The organism is Alteromonas sp. a30, from assembly GCF_026788005.1.
Classification (GTDB): Bacteria; Pseudomonadota; Gammaproteobacteria; order Enterobacterales; family Alteromonadaceae; genus Paraneptunicella.
Genome location: NZ_JABEPE010000006.1, coordinates 51,774 through 68,176, shown reverse-complemented (window position 1 = coordinate 68,176; position 16,403 = coordinate 51,774). Strand labels below are relative to the sequence as shown.

The following is a 16,403-nucleotide window of genomic DNA, read 5'->3' as shown; positions in this document are numbered from 1 at the left end:
AAAAGATTCAGCGAATAACGGTAAAGACAATGATCCGACGCTATTTTTCAGGATAACCTTGGGCAATTTCTTGTTTTACGGTTGTTATTGATTTCGCGAAAGGCGCACTTTGTCGTGTTGTTTGAGGTAGTTCGCTAACGGAGCTTCGTGCTTCATCTAGGCTGTTGAACGCTTTGTTATAAACAACAACAAACCAGTTTCCGCCGTAGCGTTGAGTTTTATATACCCAGACACGGTCTTGAAGGCGATTATCCGCTAAATATTGCTCTAGTACACTTTGGCTACTCATTCCAGAAACTTGCAGTAGATATTGAGACTCCTTCAAATCAAGCAGATTACGCTCATTAAACAAATAAGATGGAGCAGGTGGTGTTTCGGTTTGACGCTCTAACTCTTCAACGCTAACAATATCCTCAATACGGTAATCTTCAACTTCTGTACTATTTTCACTTAGCGTCTCGCTGAGTTCATTCGCCGTTGTGACGTCTGCGATTTCAGGTTGTGGAGAGGGGGAGGTTTCCTGTGTGCTATCAGCCTGTTGCTGAGATGAGCTATTCAAATTCTCAGGTAGTGGTGGGCCTACAAACTCGACATTAGAAGTGTCAGCTTTAGCCATTCTTCCGGCTAATTCGTTGGGGATGAGTGGCTCGGCAATGACCGTTGGTTCGTTCTTCGCTGTATTGTCTTGCAGCTGTTTTAAGCGTGATTTTGGAATATCGACTATGGACTCGGCTTGAGAAAGCTCTAGCCCCCCCGAGTTGGTATTAATTGTTTCGGGTTGCTTGATGGTCTTAGCCGATGAGGCATCTGGGGCCTTCTGTACTGGTGTTTCGGGAAGGTTTACCGGGATGACTTTACGCGCTAACCGTTCGCTCTCTTCTTTCCAGTTGCTAACAAATCCTGTATTCGCTTCTTCAGTTAACGAGTTATCTTCAGTTTGCGTTTTTTGGTTGGTTTCTTCCTGCGCTTTTTGTGTCGTCGAGTCTGTTTCAGCTAAAAGAGCTTTGGCCTCTTCCCACTCTTGTGCTGGAGAGCTGGCTTCGGTTTGAAAGAGAAATTGAGCAAAATCTTTAAATGCCGATTGCGTTAAATCGAAATATTGCCAAATCAAAAGACCGCTGAAACAGATGATGAAGGTACAGATAGCGAGCAACTTTACCCACCAATTAGTTAATACTGATGCGGGGGGATCATAAGCGAGGGCTCTTGCTTTTAATCTTTCATTAAACTCTTTACGTTTAGACTTAATAAAAGCATCTAGATCGCCTTCAATTTCTTGCTCAGCTTTCATTTCAACCGTTTCACTGGTTAATAAAACGGGTTTGTCATTATTATTTGTTGGCAACCATGACTTGGTTCTTTCTGCCCATTCTTGCTCACCAAATAAGATGATATTAATTTGTTGGTGGTTTCGTGCAAACCGAGTTTGTAATACTAAGTCCCACAATTCTTGTAGGATTTGGTCTGGGATCCTTTCTGCACGAGTAACGGCAATTAAAAGTGGTGTGTTGCGTTGTTCTCTAGTGGCAACTAGCTGCAAAAGCGGTAAGTCTATACTTGGGGAGTTTCCAACGACTTGACGGGCAAATTCATGTCGAACATCTTCTTCACTGTGAAAGCTGTTACCCGTTAAATAAACAATATCTACATCGCTTTGTTTAGCCCCTAAAAATGCTTCAACGAACTTTTGTTGGTCGCCCATTTGATCGCCGCTGATAAATACCATTTGCGACGAATAGGAAACAAGATGCTCTAATCGCTCGGAGAGGTCAGTAAATTCATTTAACAAATTGTGCATATGCAAAACGACCGCCTCTCTTAGTTAGGGTTAAATTATGCTACGTAACTCGCCTTCCGAAACTTCTTTGGTGACGATGGCTTTTCCGATACCTTGCGGGATAATGAATCGAATATTTCCAGCAAGAACTTTCTTATCTCGACGCATATGTTTCATGAAATCATCGAAAACCATGCTTTCAGGCTTTTCTAACGGTAATGAAAATGCCTGTAACAACTGTACTATGCGACGGAAATCTGACTGTGACAACCAGCCTTTCTCCAGTGCTATCTTTGAAGCAAGAACGGTGCCAGCGGCGACGGCTTCTCCATGTAACCAGTTACCATAGCCTTGTTCGGCTTCTATCGCATGACCAAAAGTATGGCCTAAATTCAATAATGCTCGAATTCCTGATTCCTTTTCGTCTTGCGCCACAATTTCGGCTTTTATTTCACAGCATCGCGAAATTGCATATTGCAAAGCGTCGGCTTCAAGTGAGGATAACGCATCAATATGGTTTTCTATCCACTGGAAGAAGTCTGCATCGTATATGATGCCGTATTTGATAACCTCTGCCATTCCCGCGGCGAACTCCCTTTTAGGGAGAGTGTGTAGTGTGTTGGTATCAATAAATACGGCTTTAGGTTGGTAAAACGCACCGATCATGTTTTTACCAAGAGGATGATTAATTGCAGTTTTTCCTCCTACAGAGGAGTCGACTTGAGACAATAAGGTTGTGGGGACTTGGATAAATGGAATTCCCCGTTGATAAGTTGCTGCAACAAAGCCCGACAAATCACCTATGACACCTCCGCCTAATGCGAGAATAGTGGTGTCCCTTGACGCATTTATCTCGAGCAATTGCGTCAATGCAGACTCAAAACTATTGACGTTTTTGAATTGTTCTCCATCGGGAATTTCAATGACATGAACTTTAATATTGTCATTAAGACACGCTTTTAGCTTTTCTAAATAAAGTTCAGAAACAGTTGGGTTGGTGATGATGACCGCAAGGTTTGATTGAATGAATTGAGAAATACCAAGTGAATCGGGGCCTGAATTCAGCACCCCTGATTTAACTTCTATGGGATAGCTGCGCTCTCCCAATGCTACGTGAATGGTTGACAAGCGCATTTCTCCGGTTTGTATGGAATTAGAAGATTAGAGGTTAAAGCCCGATTTGATTAATGATTTCATTGGCTACTGCACGTGCGCTTTGATCATCTGTGCGTACAGTGTAGTCGGCAATTTCTTCGTATAACGGGTTACGTTCACCGGCTAAATCCTTCAATACTGATTCAGGATTGTCAGCATTTTGTAGTAAAGGACGTCGCTTGTCGCGCTGAGTTCTAGCGACTTGTTTATCTACCGTTGTTTCAAGATATACAACGATGCCTCTAGCTGATAGTCGGTTTCTAACGGACTTTCTGATAACAGAGCCACCACCCGTAGCGAGTACTATGCCCTGCTTTTCTGTGAGATCCGCGATAACATTTTCTTCGCGGTCACGGAATCCTTCTTCGCCTTCAATATCAAAAACCCAGGCTATATCCGCTCCTGTTCGGCGTTCAATTTCCTGGTCGGAATCGTAGAACTCCAAGTGTAATTGGTCTGCTAGGTGTCTACCAATTGTGCTTTTTCCAGCGCCCATTGGACCAATTAGAAAGATATTACGTTTTTCGGCCATTTTAAAATTACGTCACAATTTTTTGATTAGTTACTTTTAATTATAGGAGAAACAACCCCCCTCGAGATTTTCGAGGGCGGGATTATCTCAGGAGTCTGCTCAGTTATGCAAGTTCTGGCTGACAATTAACTCTGGCAGAGGTCAATAAAATTATCAAAATGCCGTTATTTTGGGCTTTTAGGTAGTGATTTACTGACATCTTCTGGGTGTTAGCGTTCAGAAAAAGAAAGAACGCACCGAAAACAGCCTTCTTATTATAGCGCTTCGGACAGAATTTTGGGTGTAACAAAAATTAAAAGCTCTCGCTTATCGTTAATCTGTTGAGAGTTCTTAAATAAACGTCCGATAGCTGGAAGATCACCTAAAACAGGTACTTTATTTTCTGTGTCGGCAGTAGTTTGTTGAAAAATACCTCCTAAAACGATGGTTTCACCGTTTTCTACAAGCACTTGAGTGCTAATCTCTTGGGTGTCGATAGCAACCGCAGGCCCTGTTGGTGTTGATACAGTTTCCCCTCGGGTATCTTGGGTAACAACCAAATCTAAAATGACTCGATTATCAGGTGTGATGTGAGGAATGACTTTCATACTTAGAACCGCCTTCTTGAAGGTAACAGAAGTTGCTCCGCTGGAAGTCGATTGCACATAAGGGATCTCTGTACCTTGTTCGATGTAAGCCTCATGTTGGTTGGCTACCGTTATTCTCGGGCTTGCAATAATTTCGCCTTTGTTTTCACTTTCTAACGCAGATAATTCTAAGTCTAATATTGTTCCGTCGATCAGTCGGGCAACGCTAATTCCTATTCTTCCCGCTGGATTATTAACGGGTAAGTTCACATTTAATCGGTCAGCGACATCGGGTATTTCGCCGCCCCCGACCGTTTCCGCGCCTTCGATAGAACCTGAAATACCATCGGAGTCTTGTTGATCAGTAAAGCCCCAACGCACACCAATTTGCTCATCTACTCCATCTCTGACGGTGACCATTCGTGACTCGATGAGTACCTGACGCACAGGAATATCTAGTATTTGAACCATGTTAATGGCGTTATCTATGGATTCTTGTGTATCACGAATAATAAGAGAATTGGTTCTTTCATCTACGGTTACAGAACCTCTCGTGCTTAGAATGCTGCTTTCTTTTGATTTTAATATAGGTGCTAATTCAGAGGCTTTGGCATAATTGATTTGAATATTATGCGTACGCAAAGGTGCCAAGTCGGCAACTTGTTTTTGTGATTGTAGTTGCTGTGTCTCTCTCGCTGCTAGTTCTTCCGCTGGGGCAATAAGCAGTATGTTGCCCTCTTTTCTCTGATCCAGTCCTTTGATTTTTAGAATCATGCTTAATGCTTGATCCCAAGGTACTTGGTTGAGATTAATCGTAACATTTCCCGTTACTGTGTCTGTTGTTACTAGGTTAAAACCATTGACCTGAGCAATGATTTGCAAAACTTGTCTAACAGGAACATCTTGGAAATCCAGTGAAATTGGTGAGCCCGTATACTTTTGTGAATCAATTTTTTCAGGGAGAACCTTGGCTTTAGGTTTTATGTCGATGATTAAGTTTTTATTTTCTTTGTTGTGATGATAATCAAAAGGGGCATTTGTTGTAATAACGACACGGCTGGCTCGTGAGTCTTCAAATGTTTCAATACTCTCAACAATCGTGCCGAAGTCCTTTACGTTGAGGCGATATAGTTGCTCTTTTGCCAGTTTTACGTTCGGAAAGTCGATGGAAAGGCTTGTATTATTTTTGCTGACAATCATTTGGAATTGAGAGTCACTAAGGGAGATCTGAGTTCTGCCTTGCTCATTGCGGAATCGTTCAAAATCAATGTTCACCAGCGACGTATTTTGTTTTTCGGATAGTATTTGCTCTGGATTGACCAGCGTTGGTAAATTCGTTTCTTGAGCAAGTAGTGTTGAAGATACACATAAACATATTATCAAAAGACAAAATGAGCTCACTGAGTATGTTCTTGATGAGTAATGATTGATATTAGACTCAAACATCGTTGTTTTCTCCAGTGCTCTGAGCGAGGCTTAGTTTGGACGCTTTGGTTTTCCAACAGCCAGTGCCATCGGGTAGCAATTCTGTAAAGTGGATCGTATTGTTTGAAATGCGGGTAATTTCTCCGAAAAATAAGCCTAACCTATCTCCCAACGTTACTTTGTAAAGCTTCCCGTCGGACGCTGAAATAATTCCCCAAGTTTTCCCTTCGCTATTTAAAAATCCCATCACTTTTAGGGCGTCGACACCAAACCTTTCCAACGGCATCTTAGTGCGCTGAGTATTGGGTTGCAGGCAACTGGCAACAGGTTCTTTTATGACTGTTTGTTGCCCTTCTCTTTTTCGTTGGAAAGGGCTGCGTAAATGCGCTACTGAATATTGAAATGCAGGTTGTGTTTCAAAGGTTGGATAAGGTTCTATTGCTGTAGGAGGTGTATTCGCAACATCCGCAATAAATTGGTTGAGATCGTCTGTTTGAGGAGTGCAAGCCGTTAATAATATGCTTATTAACGTGGTTATGGTTTTATGGCTGGGCATCACTTACCTCCTCTAAAGTTGAGGTGCGATAAGTCTTGGCCTGTAACTGTAAATTTAGCTCTTCACCGTCTACTTTTATTTCGAAGTTATGTACGGTTACGATTCGAGGTAGTGCCGCTACCTCCGCTAAGAATTCCCCGAAGTCGTGATATTGTCCTGTCACTTCCATTTGTATAGGCAGTTCGGTGTAAAATTCTTTGGGGATCTCTTGTTGCCAATTCAGCAATTTAAATGTGAGCCCCGCAGAGGTGCCAACAAATGTAATGTCATCTAGTAATCCTGGAGTTTCGTTGGAAGTAGGCAATGACTTAAGCATGGATTTAAAGTCTGCTCGTAACTGTTCTAGTTGTTCTTGGTAAGCTTCTAAGTTCGCTGCGAAAGCATATTTTGAACGGTAACTTCGTTTTAGATCGAGTTCGGTTTTTTTTGCCGATTCGAGGGTGGGAAGCTTGTCTTTTACGATTAGGAAGTAACCTAAAACGGAAACAAGAATCGCCACAAAGAGCGCCACCACAACTTTGACTTCAAATGGCCATACCGCCATCTGTTCGGGGTCAAGGTCGTTCATATCCTTTAGCTTTTTGAAGTCAAAACGCATTACTTTTTGCCTCCCTTTTCTGATGAAATGGCTGGAAGAGGCATAAGCTCAGGGCTAATTTCGAAGTTTAATTTAAATTCGCTACCGGCGTCAGTTGACCCTGTATTGGCAACAATGGATGTAAGCTCTCCATTAATAAATAGGCTTGATGCTTCCAGTTTTCGCATGAATTCTGAAAGGTGATTATTGGACTCGCTTCTGCCTAACACTTCAATTTTACGATTCGTTCGCTTTAAGCTGGAGAAGGAAACGCCACTAGGGGTTAATTTAACTAACTCGTTGACAACTTTTGGTGCAACATTGCGACTATCTTGCAGTTGTTCAATCAGGGCAATTTGTTTTTCTAAAGCTTGTTTATTGTTTTTTATGTCTTTAATTTTTCCAATTTTCACATCAACAATGGCGATCTGCTGCTGTAAAAATATGTTTCTCTCATTTTGATTGGAGATCATTTTTTCAATAACCATTCCAACCAAATACATGGAGCCAATAGAAGCAAGGGCTACGACTAATAGTACGGCAATATATTGCTTCTTTTGCTTTTCCCTTAGTTTTTCTCGCCAAGGTAGGAGATTTATGTGTGGCATGATTGGGTGCTCCTGCATGCTAAACCTACGGCAATGGCATAAATTGGTCCAGATTGGCGGTCAATATGGGGAGCATTCTTTGAAAGTAAGGTAAAGGGATTAAATACCTCGAATTGTTTGTTCATATCGGTGCTGAGATCTGATACTAAGCCTTCTATTAACGTGCCGCCTCCACTTAATAATAGAGTCTTAGGTGCGTCTTTGTGACTTGAGCCTGTGTAGAGTTGCATCACTTTATTGAAGCTTTGCTGTAGATTTCCTAAAAAGTGAGGGTAAGCATCGTTCCGCCATGTTTCAGGAAGGGTTTGGTCCTTTAGTTGTTGAATCGCTGTATTTTGGTCGAGGCCGTGGAATAAGCATATGTCTTTGATGAGATGATCTGTGCCAAATGGCAATTCTTTGCTATGCATCTCTTGGTTCTCGTCAATAACGGTAAGTTGGAGTTGCGTGGCACCGATGTTAAAACAAGCGATGGCTTGACCTGAGGTTGATTGCCTAAAATGCTGTAGTGCGTTTCCTAGCGCAAAGCCTTCAATATCAATAATTTTAGGCTCAAATTCCAACTCTCTAAGCAGGGTAATTCGACTGTCTATCATGTTTTTGTGAGCAACGCTCAATAGCACATCGTCCCTTTCATCGGTTTGGGTGCCGAGTTTTTCGAAGTCGATATAAACGTCTTCCAATGGAAATGGGATAAGGCTATCTGCTTCGAGCTCTATTTGAGCTTCAAGTTCTGCGTCCGTTTGATTCGGGAGCATATACACTTTTTTGGTTAGAACGGAAGTGCCCGAAACAGCAACACTCACCTCTTTGTTTTTGAGCTTAAGTCGATGTTTGACTTTCTTAATACAATGGCTAATTGCGTCAAAATCTTTCACTTCTCGCTCTGCAAACGCTTCTCCCAAAATAGGTTCACAAGCGGCATCTGTTATTTCGAACACACCGTTAGAGTGATTCAGCAAAACTGCTTTTACAAACCGGGTGCCTATATCTAGGCCAAGCAAGGGCTTTTGTTTTGGTTGCAAAAGTTTTTTTAGCACCATGCACTCCGGTTTACGTGTTTAGTTACATTTATCGACATTATTACCGAATTAACTTAACTCTTTGTTTTGTCTGGCTGTACTTAAGTATATTTAAAGATGATTTTATTCGGCTAAGCTAATGGGCCTGTTCTGCTTCAATGCTTTATCTAATAGGCTTTAAAGGGATTTTATTAGCATAGAAACGAATTTGGAAAGGGGCAAAAAAGAGAGGTATTTCATACCTTTTTAGGTATTAATATAGGAATAAATGAGAAAAATGCCGCATAATTTAACGGTAAATTCCCCTTTTATAAAAGGAATAGACATGGCAACCAGCGTAATGTTGGTTACAATAAGACAGCTTACTACCATAACTTCAAAAGAGTATCGTTTTCAGCAGTGAAATATTTTAAACGAGTTATCAGTTTGGCCGCGATTGCAATGGTGATGGGGCTTTGTTCTGTAGCTGGTCTTTATTTTTATATCAAGCCTGACCTACCGAGTGTTTCAGTCCTTAAAGATGTGCGTTTGCAAACGCCGATGAAGGTGTTTACGCAAGACGGTAAGCTCATCTCCCAATTCGGAGTTAAGCGACGCATCCCTCTTGGGCTTGATGATGTACCCCAAACGCTTATTCACGCGATTCTTGCTACTGAAGATAGCCGCTTCTTTGAACATCCTGGGATTGATCCGATAGGCATTCTCCGTGCGGCTTTTAATTTGGTACTGACTGGAGAAAAAGGCCAAGGTGGAAGTACATTAACGATGCAGCTTGCTCGTGGATTCTTTTTAACGCGTGAAAAAACATTTTTACGTAAGTTTAAAGAAATCTTCATTGCTTGGCATATCGAGCGGGTTCTCACGAAAGAAGAAATCCTAGCGCTATACATAAACAAGGTTGAGCTTGGACATCGCTCATTCGGCTTTGGTGCAGCCGCGCAGGTATACTATGGGAAAGACATCAAAGAGTTGACCCTCGCACAAATTGCGACTTTGGCGGGTCTGCCAAAAGCGCCGTCTACAATGAATCCAATCAGTCGTCCAGAACGCTCTTTAATGCGTCGAAAAGTTGTTCTCTCGAGAATGAAAACGGAGGGCTATATTACGGATGAGCAATATATGGTTGCGGCCAACGCAGCCGTGACAGCCGAAAAACATGGAGCTGAAATCGAGTTAGATGCGCCTTATTTAGCTAACGTTATTTATGAAGAAATGATTAGCTTATATGGTAAAGAGGAAGCAGAGACCGGTGGTTACAATGTTTATGCAACCGTGCCATCGCATTTACAATTGGCTGCTAGGAATGCCGTTGTTCAGAACCTCCATGATTACGACGAAAGACATGGTTATCGTGGTCCGGTGGCAACACTTTGGAACCAAGAAGAAGATGTGCCTTGGACAGAACAAGACATGCTTGACTATTTATCACCAGTTCCAAGCTACAAGCCTCTTGAGCCCGCCATCGTGACACAAGTGTATGAAAAAGCGATCACCGTGCTAAGTAAAAGTGGCGAATATCATTACATTGATTGGGATGGATTGGCGTGGGCTCGTCCATTTTTGAGTGATACCAAACAAGGCCCTGAACCTGAGGTGGCAGCAGATGTTGCGAAAATAGGTGAACATGTTTGGATTCGTCGGATGCAAGACGCAGATGTGTGGCAACTTAGCCAATTCCCCGATGCCTCAGGAGCGCTTGTGGCTCTTGACCCTAATAATGGTGCAGTACGCGCTATTGTTGGTGGCTATAGCTTCTATCAAAGTCAGTTTAATCGAGCTACACAAGCCAAGCGACAAGTGGGTTCGAACATTAAACCTTTCTTGTATTCCGCAGCTTTAGAAAATGGTTATACCTTGTCTTCTATCATTAATGATGCCCCCATAAACCAGTGGGACCGAGGGTCAGGTAATGCATGGCGCCCTAAAAACTCCCCCGCAATTTACGATGGTCCAATTCGGATGCGCATTGCTTTAGGGAAGTCTAAAAACGTGGTTTCAGTCCGTTTACTTAGAGCCGTGGGTATTGATAACGTGCGCCAATACATGCGTCAGTTTGGTTTCGATTTGAGTGACTTACCACGTGATGAGTCTTTATCCTTGGGAACCGCTTCGCTTGCGCCGATAGAGGTTGTCACTGGCTTTGCAACATTTGCCAATGGTGGTTACGCCGTGACGCCGCACTTTATTGAACGAATAGAAGGGCAGTTTGGTGAGTACGTTTGGCAAGCCTCTCCACCAACTGCGTGTCCTGCTTGTGCGTTAAGTGATGGCTCAATTGCTCAAGTGAGTCCAGATACCAGTATGCTCAAAGAATCCGTGCAAAGTGCGGCACAGCTTCCTCCTCAAGCACAACGAATTATCTCAGAACAAAATGCGTTTTTAGTGGCTGAAATGATGCGTACTGCAATTACTGGCAGCGGTAGCACTCGAAATAAAACTTACTGGCGAGGCACTGGTTGGCGAGCGAATACACTGCTCAGACGAAAAGATATTGCCGGTAAAACTGGAACAACCAATGATGCTAAGGATACTTGGTTTAGCGGGTTTTCACCTAAGCTGGTGGCTACTGCTTGGGTTGGATTCGACGATATGAGCCGCTCATTAGGGCGAACTTCTCGCAACAAATATTTATTCAATCAAGTAAGAAAACAAACTGGTCGGAGTCCAAATATTATTGGAAATGCTATGGTAGGAGGGGAAGACGGAGCTCGAGTGGCGCAACCTGCTTGGATTCGTTTCATGGAAAAAGCGCTACAGGACTACCCAGAGGTCAATAAACATATTCCAGAAGACATCGTTACCGTGCGTATTGACCGAACTACTGGTAAGCTAACGGACCGGGTCGATCATACTTCCCGATTCGAGTATTTTATGTCTGGAACGGAGCCTCAAACCTATGTAGATGAACGCGAAATTGTTGACCCTGTGGGCGATAACGAAGCGGAACCTGCACCAACGGACGAAATATTTTAGTACGCAATAAACCAATTTTTGAAGATTGTTTGATAGTGCGCAGTTGCTTCAGGCAGCTTTGCATCATCCATAATTCGTCAGGCTTTACTAAGCATCAATAACAATAAAAAAGCCTTAACCCTTAGTCATCAACGATACCGTAGTAAAATGACAGAATCACAAAAAAGCGAACCTCTTTATATACCCTATGCTGGCCCTGCATTAATTGAAACACCTTTGTTGAACAAAGGTAGTGCGTTTAGTGCCGAAGAACGAGCAGCTTTCAACCTAACCGGGCTATTACCGCCGCGTTATGAATCTATCGAAGAGCAAGTGAAGCGTTGTTATGCTCAGTACAGCAGCTTTAATGAACCCATTAACAAACATATTTATCTTCGTGCGATTCAAGACAACAACGAAACCTTGTTTTATCGGTTAATCACAGAAAACATCGATGAGATGATGCCGATCATTTATACCCCCACGGTGGGGGATGCCTGTGAACAATTCTCCGATATTTACCGCAATGCAAGAGGCTTATTCATTTCTTATGATGAGCGTCATCAAATGGACGACATTTTGCGTAACGCCACTAAGCGTAATGTGAAAGTGATAGTTGTTACCGATGGAGAGCGCATTCTTGGTCTTGGCGATCAGGGCATTGGGGGAATGGGTATTCCTATTGGCAAATTATCCTTGTATACGGCCTGTGGTGGCATTAGTCCTGCGTACACCTTGCCGATTATGTTGGATGTGGGCACAAACAACGAAAAGTTACTGAACGACCCGATGTACATGGGATGTAGGATGAATCGTATTGGTCAAGAAGAGTACGACGAATTCATCGGTATGTTCATGAACTCAGTGAAAAAGCGTTGGCCCGATGCCATGATTCAATTTGAGGACTTTGCACAGCATAACGCTACGCCAATTTTGAATCGTTACCGCCATGAAGTGCGTTGTTTTAACGATGATATTCAGGGGACTGCGGCAGTTACGGTAGGCACTTTGTTGGCGGCTTGTCGCAGCAAAGGGGCAAAGCTATCTGAACAAAAAGTTGTATTTGTTGGCGCAGGTTCAGCGGGATGTGGTATTGCTGAGCAGATCATCCAACAAATGGTGGCTGAAGGTATTTCCGAAACACAAGCGCGCCAACAGATCTTCATGATTGACCGCTATGGCTTAGTGACTGATAAAACCCCGAACTTACGCGATTTCCAACAGAAGCTGATGCAGGCGTCTAGTGCCATTGATGATTGGCATTATGAAGGGGAGTATCCCTCGCTATTAGAAACGGTGGGCACCATCAAAGCGGGCATTTTGATTGGTGTTTCTGGTCAGGCTGGTTTGTTCACTGAAGCGGTGATTAAAACGATGCATCTAGGATGTGAAAAGCCGATTATTTTCCCGCTCAGTAATCCTTCGCGCCAAATTGAAGCGCATCCAAAACAGGTGATTGAATGGACAAACGGTGAAGCTATTGTTGCTACGGGGAGTCCTTTCAAGGCAATTCAATTTAGTGGAAAAGAATATGTGATCCCGCAGTGTAACAATAGTTATATTTTCCCGGGAATTGGCTTAGGTGTGTTGGCTTCGAAAGCGCGTTTGATTAGCGATGGCATGTTAATGGTTGCTAGCCAAACATTGGCCGAATGTTCGCCGAATGCGAATACTGGAAGTGGTGACTTGTTACCGCCATTGAAAAAGGTGGCAGAAGTCAGTAAGAAAATTGCATTTAATGTTGCTAAACAAGCTCAGGCTGAGCAATTGGCGTTGGTTTTGGATGACGACATGCTGCTCGACAAAATCGAACGTCACTTCTGGACGCCAGAGTATCGTCAATATAAGCGTGTGAGTATTTAATTCCTTTCTTGCTAGCGCGTGTCTATTTTAAACCCCCTAAATCGAAGGGGGTTTTTGCTGTTTAAAGGTGGTTTCTGCCCGATGGAGTCATTATTGAATGACACCTTTTGCGCGTAACTGAGCAATTTCTTCATCAGATAAGTTGAGTGTTGCTTTCAAAATACTGTCGGTATGCTGACCACAATAAGGTGGCGGTAAATCGTAACTGACAGGGGTGTCCGAGAGCTTTAAGGGTGAGCCCACTAATGAAATCGGTTTGGATGTTAACGGGTGAGCCATCGACACTTGCATTTGTCTTTCTATGACTTGTTCAGATTCAAAAACATCGTTCATCTTATTCACTGGTGCACAGGGAATAGTGTTGTTTTTCAATTTCTCTAGCCAGTAATCGGTGCTGTGAAGTTGCAGGATGTCAGCTATTAATGGGCAAAGTGTGTCTCGGTTATTTACACGTTCTGCATTACTTGCAAAGTTTGGATCCGTCGACCACTCAGGTCGTTCAAGTGTGTGTGCTAATCGGGCGAACTGTGTGTCATTTCCCACCGCAAGAATGATATAGCCATCGGCAGTGGCAAAGGTTTGGTAGGGTACGATGGACGGGTGTGCGTTGCCTTGGCGTGGGGCGGTCTTGCCTGAGGTTAAATAATATTGTGCGATATTGGTTAAACTAGCAACGCCACAATCCAATAGGCTTAAGTCGACCATTTGGCCTTTTCCAGTTGCATGGCGCGCGTGAAGTGCCGCTAATATACCTGCGACAGCGTTCAAACCTGTCATCACGTCAACTAACGCCACGCCTACTTTCATTGGCTCCGCTTCAGGTTCGCCCGTACAAGCCATCAATCCAGACATGGCTTGTGCGAGAAAATCATAGCCGGGTTCTTTTCGCATTGGTCCGGTTTGACCAAAACCAGAAATTGCGCAGTAAACCAGCTTTGGGTAGCGGCTCTTTAGTTGCTCATACTCCAGCCCAAATTTGGCGAGTCCATCGACTTTAAAGTTATGCACGAGTACATCTGATTCAGCCAAAAGTTGATGAATCAGAGCTTGCCCTGCCTTTGTTGTCATGTCGATAGCAATGGATTGCTTGTTGCGATTGGCGCTTAGGTAGTAAGCACTTTCGGCAGTGTTTTGATGATCATCGGATTGCAGAAAGGGAGGTCCCCAGCGGCGTGTATCATCGCCTAAATTGGGACGCTCAACTTTGATAATGTCAGCCCCTAAATCTCCTAACATTTGGGTGCAGTAAGGGCCGGCAAGAACGCGAGATAGGTCCAGTACGCGAACGCCTTGTAGTGCTTTATTGGTCATTGTTATGAGTATGTCGCGAAAAGATAACAATGATTATAAAGCTTAGCGCTAGCGACTGGGCATATTTTACTGAAGTTAATTCACTTGCTTCGTCGGAATGGTTTCCGTATTAGAAAACGGGTTGCCCGTCATTTTGACGAGGTACTCCATCGACACTTCATCACACGCATTCTTTTTCGGGCAAATATCGCAATCTTTAATGACCTTTTCCGGCAGGCTGTCCATGGGCGTATTGGCAAAACCTAGCTTGGCGAAGAATTGGGGGGCGCGCGTGAGCACAATAACGCGTTGTAGTTCAATGTGACGTGCTTGCTCTAACAAGAATTGAATCATTGCTTTACCCTGACCGTGCCCTTGTGAATCTGGCATAACCCCAACGGAGCGGATTTCAGCGAGCCCTGTTTGATAGATATATAAACAGGCGCAACCTACAACTTGACCATCGACTTCGGCAACAACGAAATCTTGAATATCGTGAATGATATCGTATTTACTACGAGGCAAAGTTTCCCCTTTTTCGGACCAGTAATTAACAATATCAACGATATTATCGACATCTGTCATTCTGGCTGAACGTACCGACATGACCGCCGCTTTTTGTGCATTCAAGCGTTGCTGTACTTGCCTTAGTGCCAAGCTAATTTGCTCTTTCGCTGGGCTGCCGGTAACTGGGCTAGCTGGCATCGCTGCTTCTTGCATTGATTGAATCGCTTTTTCCACCTGTTCGCGTGATGTGCCACCCAGCACTTGGCGCTTATCAAGGCAGGATTCAATGGTCAGGTGTTGATAAACATCTTGCTCGATTTTGCTGCTATACACTTTCAGCTCGGCGAGTGTGAAATCTTCCAACGCTTTGTTTTCGGCAATGGCAGCCAGTACGACTTCGCCGACAATATGGTGGGCTTCTCTAAATGGAATATCTTTATTGACTAGATAGTCGGCAAGCTCGGTGGCATTTGCATAACCCTGTTGCGCTGCGGAAAGCGTTGCTGCGCTGTTCACCTTCACGCCTTCTGCTACCAGTACCGCCATTTTTAAGCTGGTTTCCCATGTGTCGAGCGCGTCGAATAAGCCTTCTTTGTCTTCCTGCATGTCTTTGTTGTAGGCCAAAGGCAGTGCCTTCATGGTCATTAACATACCGCTTAATGCACCACAAACCCGGCCCGATTTGCCGCGAATTAGTTCCAGTGCATCTGGGTTTTTCTTTTGTGGCATTAACGAGGAACCAGAGGTCACTAAATCACTTAGTTCAATGAAGCCAGCTTCGCCACTGTTGTAGAAAATAAGATCTTCTGCGAAACGTGACAAGTGCATCATGCTAATGCTGGCAGAAGACAAAAGTTCAATAACGTGATCTCTGTCGGATACTGCATCCAAGCTATTCATTGTTGGGCGGCGAAAACCCATATCTTGTGCTAGCTCATGGCGATCAATTGGATATGCCGTTCCCGCTAATGCGCCAGAGCCTAATGGCGAGGTGTCGGCGCGATACAGCGCATCTTGCATGCGGCTTAAATCACGATCAAACATTTCAACGTAAGCCAAACACCAATGACCAAAAGTCACTGGCTGCGCCCGTTGTAAATGAGTGTAACCCGGCAGTACGGTTGCGTGCTCGCGCTGAGCAAGGTCCATTAGCGCTTGTTGCAAGTTCACTAAGGACTGAAGCAAGTCGTTGCCTTTATCCTTGCACCAAAGTTTAAGGTCGGTCGCAACTTGATCGTTACGACTTCTTCCGGTGTGGAGCTTTTTGCCTAAGTCACCTAGCTCTGCAATTAATTGTTGCTCTACCCAACTGTGAATATCTTCTGCATCTGAACTGAGAATACATTCTGGATCATTCTGCACTTTTAACAGTAATTCGGATAATGCTGCTTCAAGATCTTGTTGCTCTTGGCTTGAAAGCACGCCTACTTTTTCAAGCGCGCGGGACCAAGAAATTGAACCAGTGATATCCTGTTCTGCTAATCGATAATCAACCGGCAAAGAGTCATTAAATGCTTTAAATAATTCGCTAGGTTGTTGCTTAAACCGTCCGCCCCACAACGCCATATCGATT

General features: G+C 43.7%; 12 protein-coding genes. 2 read left to right on the top strand and 10 right to left on the bottom strand.

The features are described from left to right. Positions 1-40: 40 nt before the first annotated feature. The 8 genes from HJG39_RS07755 to pilM all read right to left on the bottom strand — a co-directional run bounded on the left by HJG39_RS07755 (position 41) and on the right by pilM (position 8,236). Positions 41-1,798, bottom strand: a complete 1,758-nt coding sequence (locus HJG39_RS07755) for an SPOR domain-containing protein (RefSeq protein WP_268408330.1) — start codon at positions 1,796-1,798, stop codon at positions 41-43. 30 nt (positions 1,799-1,828) lie between these two features. Next, complete coding sequence (aroB, locus tag HJG39_RS07750; RefSeq protein ID WP_268408329.1) at positions 1,829-2,905, bottom strand: 3-dehydroquinate synthase; 1,077 nt, start codon at positions 2,903-2,905, stop codon at positions 1,829-1,831. A gap of 40 nt (positions 2,906-2,945) precedes the next feature. Continuing rightward, positions 2,946-3,464, bottom strand: coding sequence for a shikimate kinase AroK (gene aroK / locus HJG39_RS07745; protein ID WP_268408328.1), 519 nt, complete (start codon positions 3,462-3,464; stop codon positions 2,946-2,948). Between the two features lie 254 nt (positions 3,465-3,718). Then, a complete protein-coding gene (locus HJG39_RS07740; RefSeq protein ID WP_268408327.1) occupies positions 3,719-5,476 on the bottom strand; it encodes a type IV pilus secretin PilQ in 1,758 nt (585 codons plus the stop codon). Continuing rightward, the gene (locus tag HJG39_RS07735; protein WP_268408326.1) at positions 5,469-6,011 is read right to left on the bottom strand and encodes a pilus assembly protein PilP; all 543 of its coding nucleotides are present in this window, start codon (positions 6,009-6,011) and stop codon (positions 5,469-5,471) included. Before HJG39_RS07735 ends, HJG39_RS07740 begins: the two co-directional genes overlap by 8 nt. Next, positions 5,998-6,609, bottom strand: coding sequence for a type 4a pilus biogenesis protein PilO (locus tag HJG39_RS07730; protein WP_268408325.1), 612 nt, complete (start codon positions 6,607-6,609; stop codon positions 5,998-6,000). Before HJG39_RS07730 ends, HJG39_RS07735 begins: the two co-directional genes overlap by 14 nt. Next, on the bottom strand, positions 6,609-7,196 hold the full coding sequence (locus HJG39_RS07725; RefSeq protein ID WP_268408324.1) for a PilN domain-containing protein: 588 nt from the start codon (positions 7,194-7,196) through the stop codon (positions 6,609-6,611). The genes HJG39_RS07730 and HJG39_RS07725 overlap by 1 nt, the downstream gene beginning before the upstream one ends. Continuing rightward, positions 7,184-8,236 carry a type IV pilus biogenesis protein PilM gene (pilM, locus tag HJG39_RS07720; protein WP_268408323.1) on the bottom strand — a complete coding sequence of 351 codons (1,053 nt, stop codon included), beginning with the start codon at positions 8,234-8,236 and terminating at the stop codon, positions 7,184-7,186. The genes HJG39_RS07725 and pilM overlap by 13 nt, the downstream gene beginning before the upstream one ends. A 381-nt stretch (positions 8,237-8,617) precedes the next feature. Here pilM and HJG39_RS07715 point away from each other — a divergent pair, with 381 nt between their 5' ends. Beyond that, complete coding sequence (locus HJG39_RS07715; protein WP_268408322.1) at positions 8,618-11,191, top strand: penicillin-binding protein 1A; 2,574 nt, start codon at positions 8,618-8,620, stop codon at positions 11,189-11,191. A 147-nt stretch (positions 11,192-11,338) separates the two neighbouring features. Then, entirely contained in the window at positions 11,339-13,033 is a 1,695-nt protein-coding gene (locus HJG39_RS07710; RefSeq protein ID WP_268408321.1) for an NAD-dependent malic enzyme, read from the top strand. Positions 13,034-13,123: 90 nt separating this feature from the next. On the opposite strand, the gene HJG39_RS07705 is transcribed toward HJG39_RS07710, so the two are convergent. Beyond that, positions 13,124-14,344 carry a CaiB/BaiF CoA transferase family protein gene (locus tag HJG39_RS07705; protein ID WP_268408320.1) on the bottom strand — a complete coding sequence of 407 codons (1,221 nt, stop codon included), beginning with the start codon at positions 14,342-14,344 and terminating at the stop codon, positions 13,124-13,126. Positions 14,345-14,419: 75 nt separating this feature from the next. After that, positions 14,420-16,396, bottom strand: coding sequence for an argininosuccinate lyase (gene argH / locus HJG39_RS07700; RefSeq protein WP_268408319.1), 1,977 nt, complete (start codon positions 16,394-16,396; stop codon positions 14,420-14,422). Positions 16,397-16,403: the final 7 nt, after the last annotated feature.

Excerpts from the sequence above, each read along its gene's own strand:
- HJG39_RS07755 (WP_268408330.1), bottom strand. The coding sequence starts at position 1,798 with ATGCACAATTTGTTAAATGAATTTACTGACCTCTCCGAGCGATTAGAG.
- aroK (WP_268408328.1), bottom strand. The coding sequence starts at position 3,464 with ATGGCCGAAAAACGTAATATCTTTCTAATTGGTCCAATGGGCGCTGGA.
- HJG39_RS07740 (WP_268408327.1), bottom strand. The coding sequence starts at position 5,476 with ATGTTTGAGTCTAATATCAATCATTACTCATCAAGAACATACTCAGTG.
- HJG39_RS07735 (WP_268408326.1), bottom strand. The coding sequence starts at position 6,011 with ATGCCCAGCCATAAAACCATAACCACGTTAATAAGCATATTATTAACG.
- HJG39_RS07730 (WP_268408325.1), bottom strand. The coding sequence starts at position 6,609 with ATGCGTTTTGACTTCAAAAAGCTAAAGGATATGAACGACCTTGACCCC.
- HJG39_RS07725 (WP_268408324.1), bottom strand. The coding sequence starts at position 7,196 with ATGCCACACATAAATCTCCTACCTTGGCGAGAAAAACTAAGGGAAAAG.
- HJG39_RS07710 (WP_268408321.1), top strand. The coding sequence starts at position 11,339 with ATGACAGAATCACAAAAAAGCGAACCTCTTTATATACCCTATGCTGGC.
- HJG39_RS07705 (WP_268408320.1), bottom strand. The coding sequence starts at position 14,344 with ATGACCAATAAAGCACTACAAGGCGTTCGCGTACTGGACCTATCTCGC.
- argH (WP_268408319.1), bottom strand. The coding sequence starts at position 16,396 with ATGGCGTTGTGGGGCGGACGGTTTAAGCAACAACCTAGCGAATTATTT.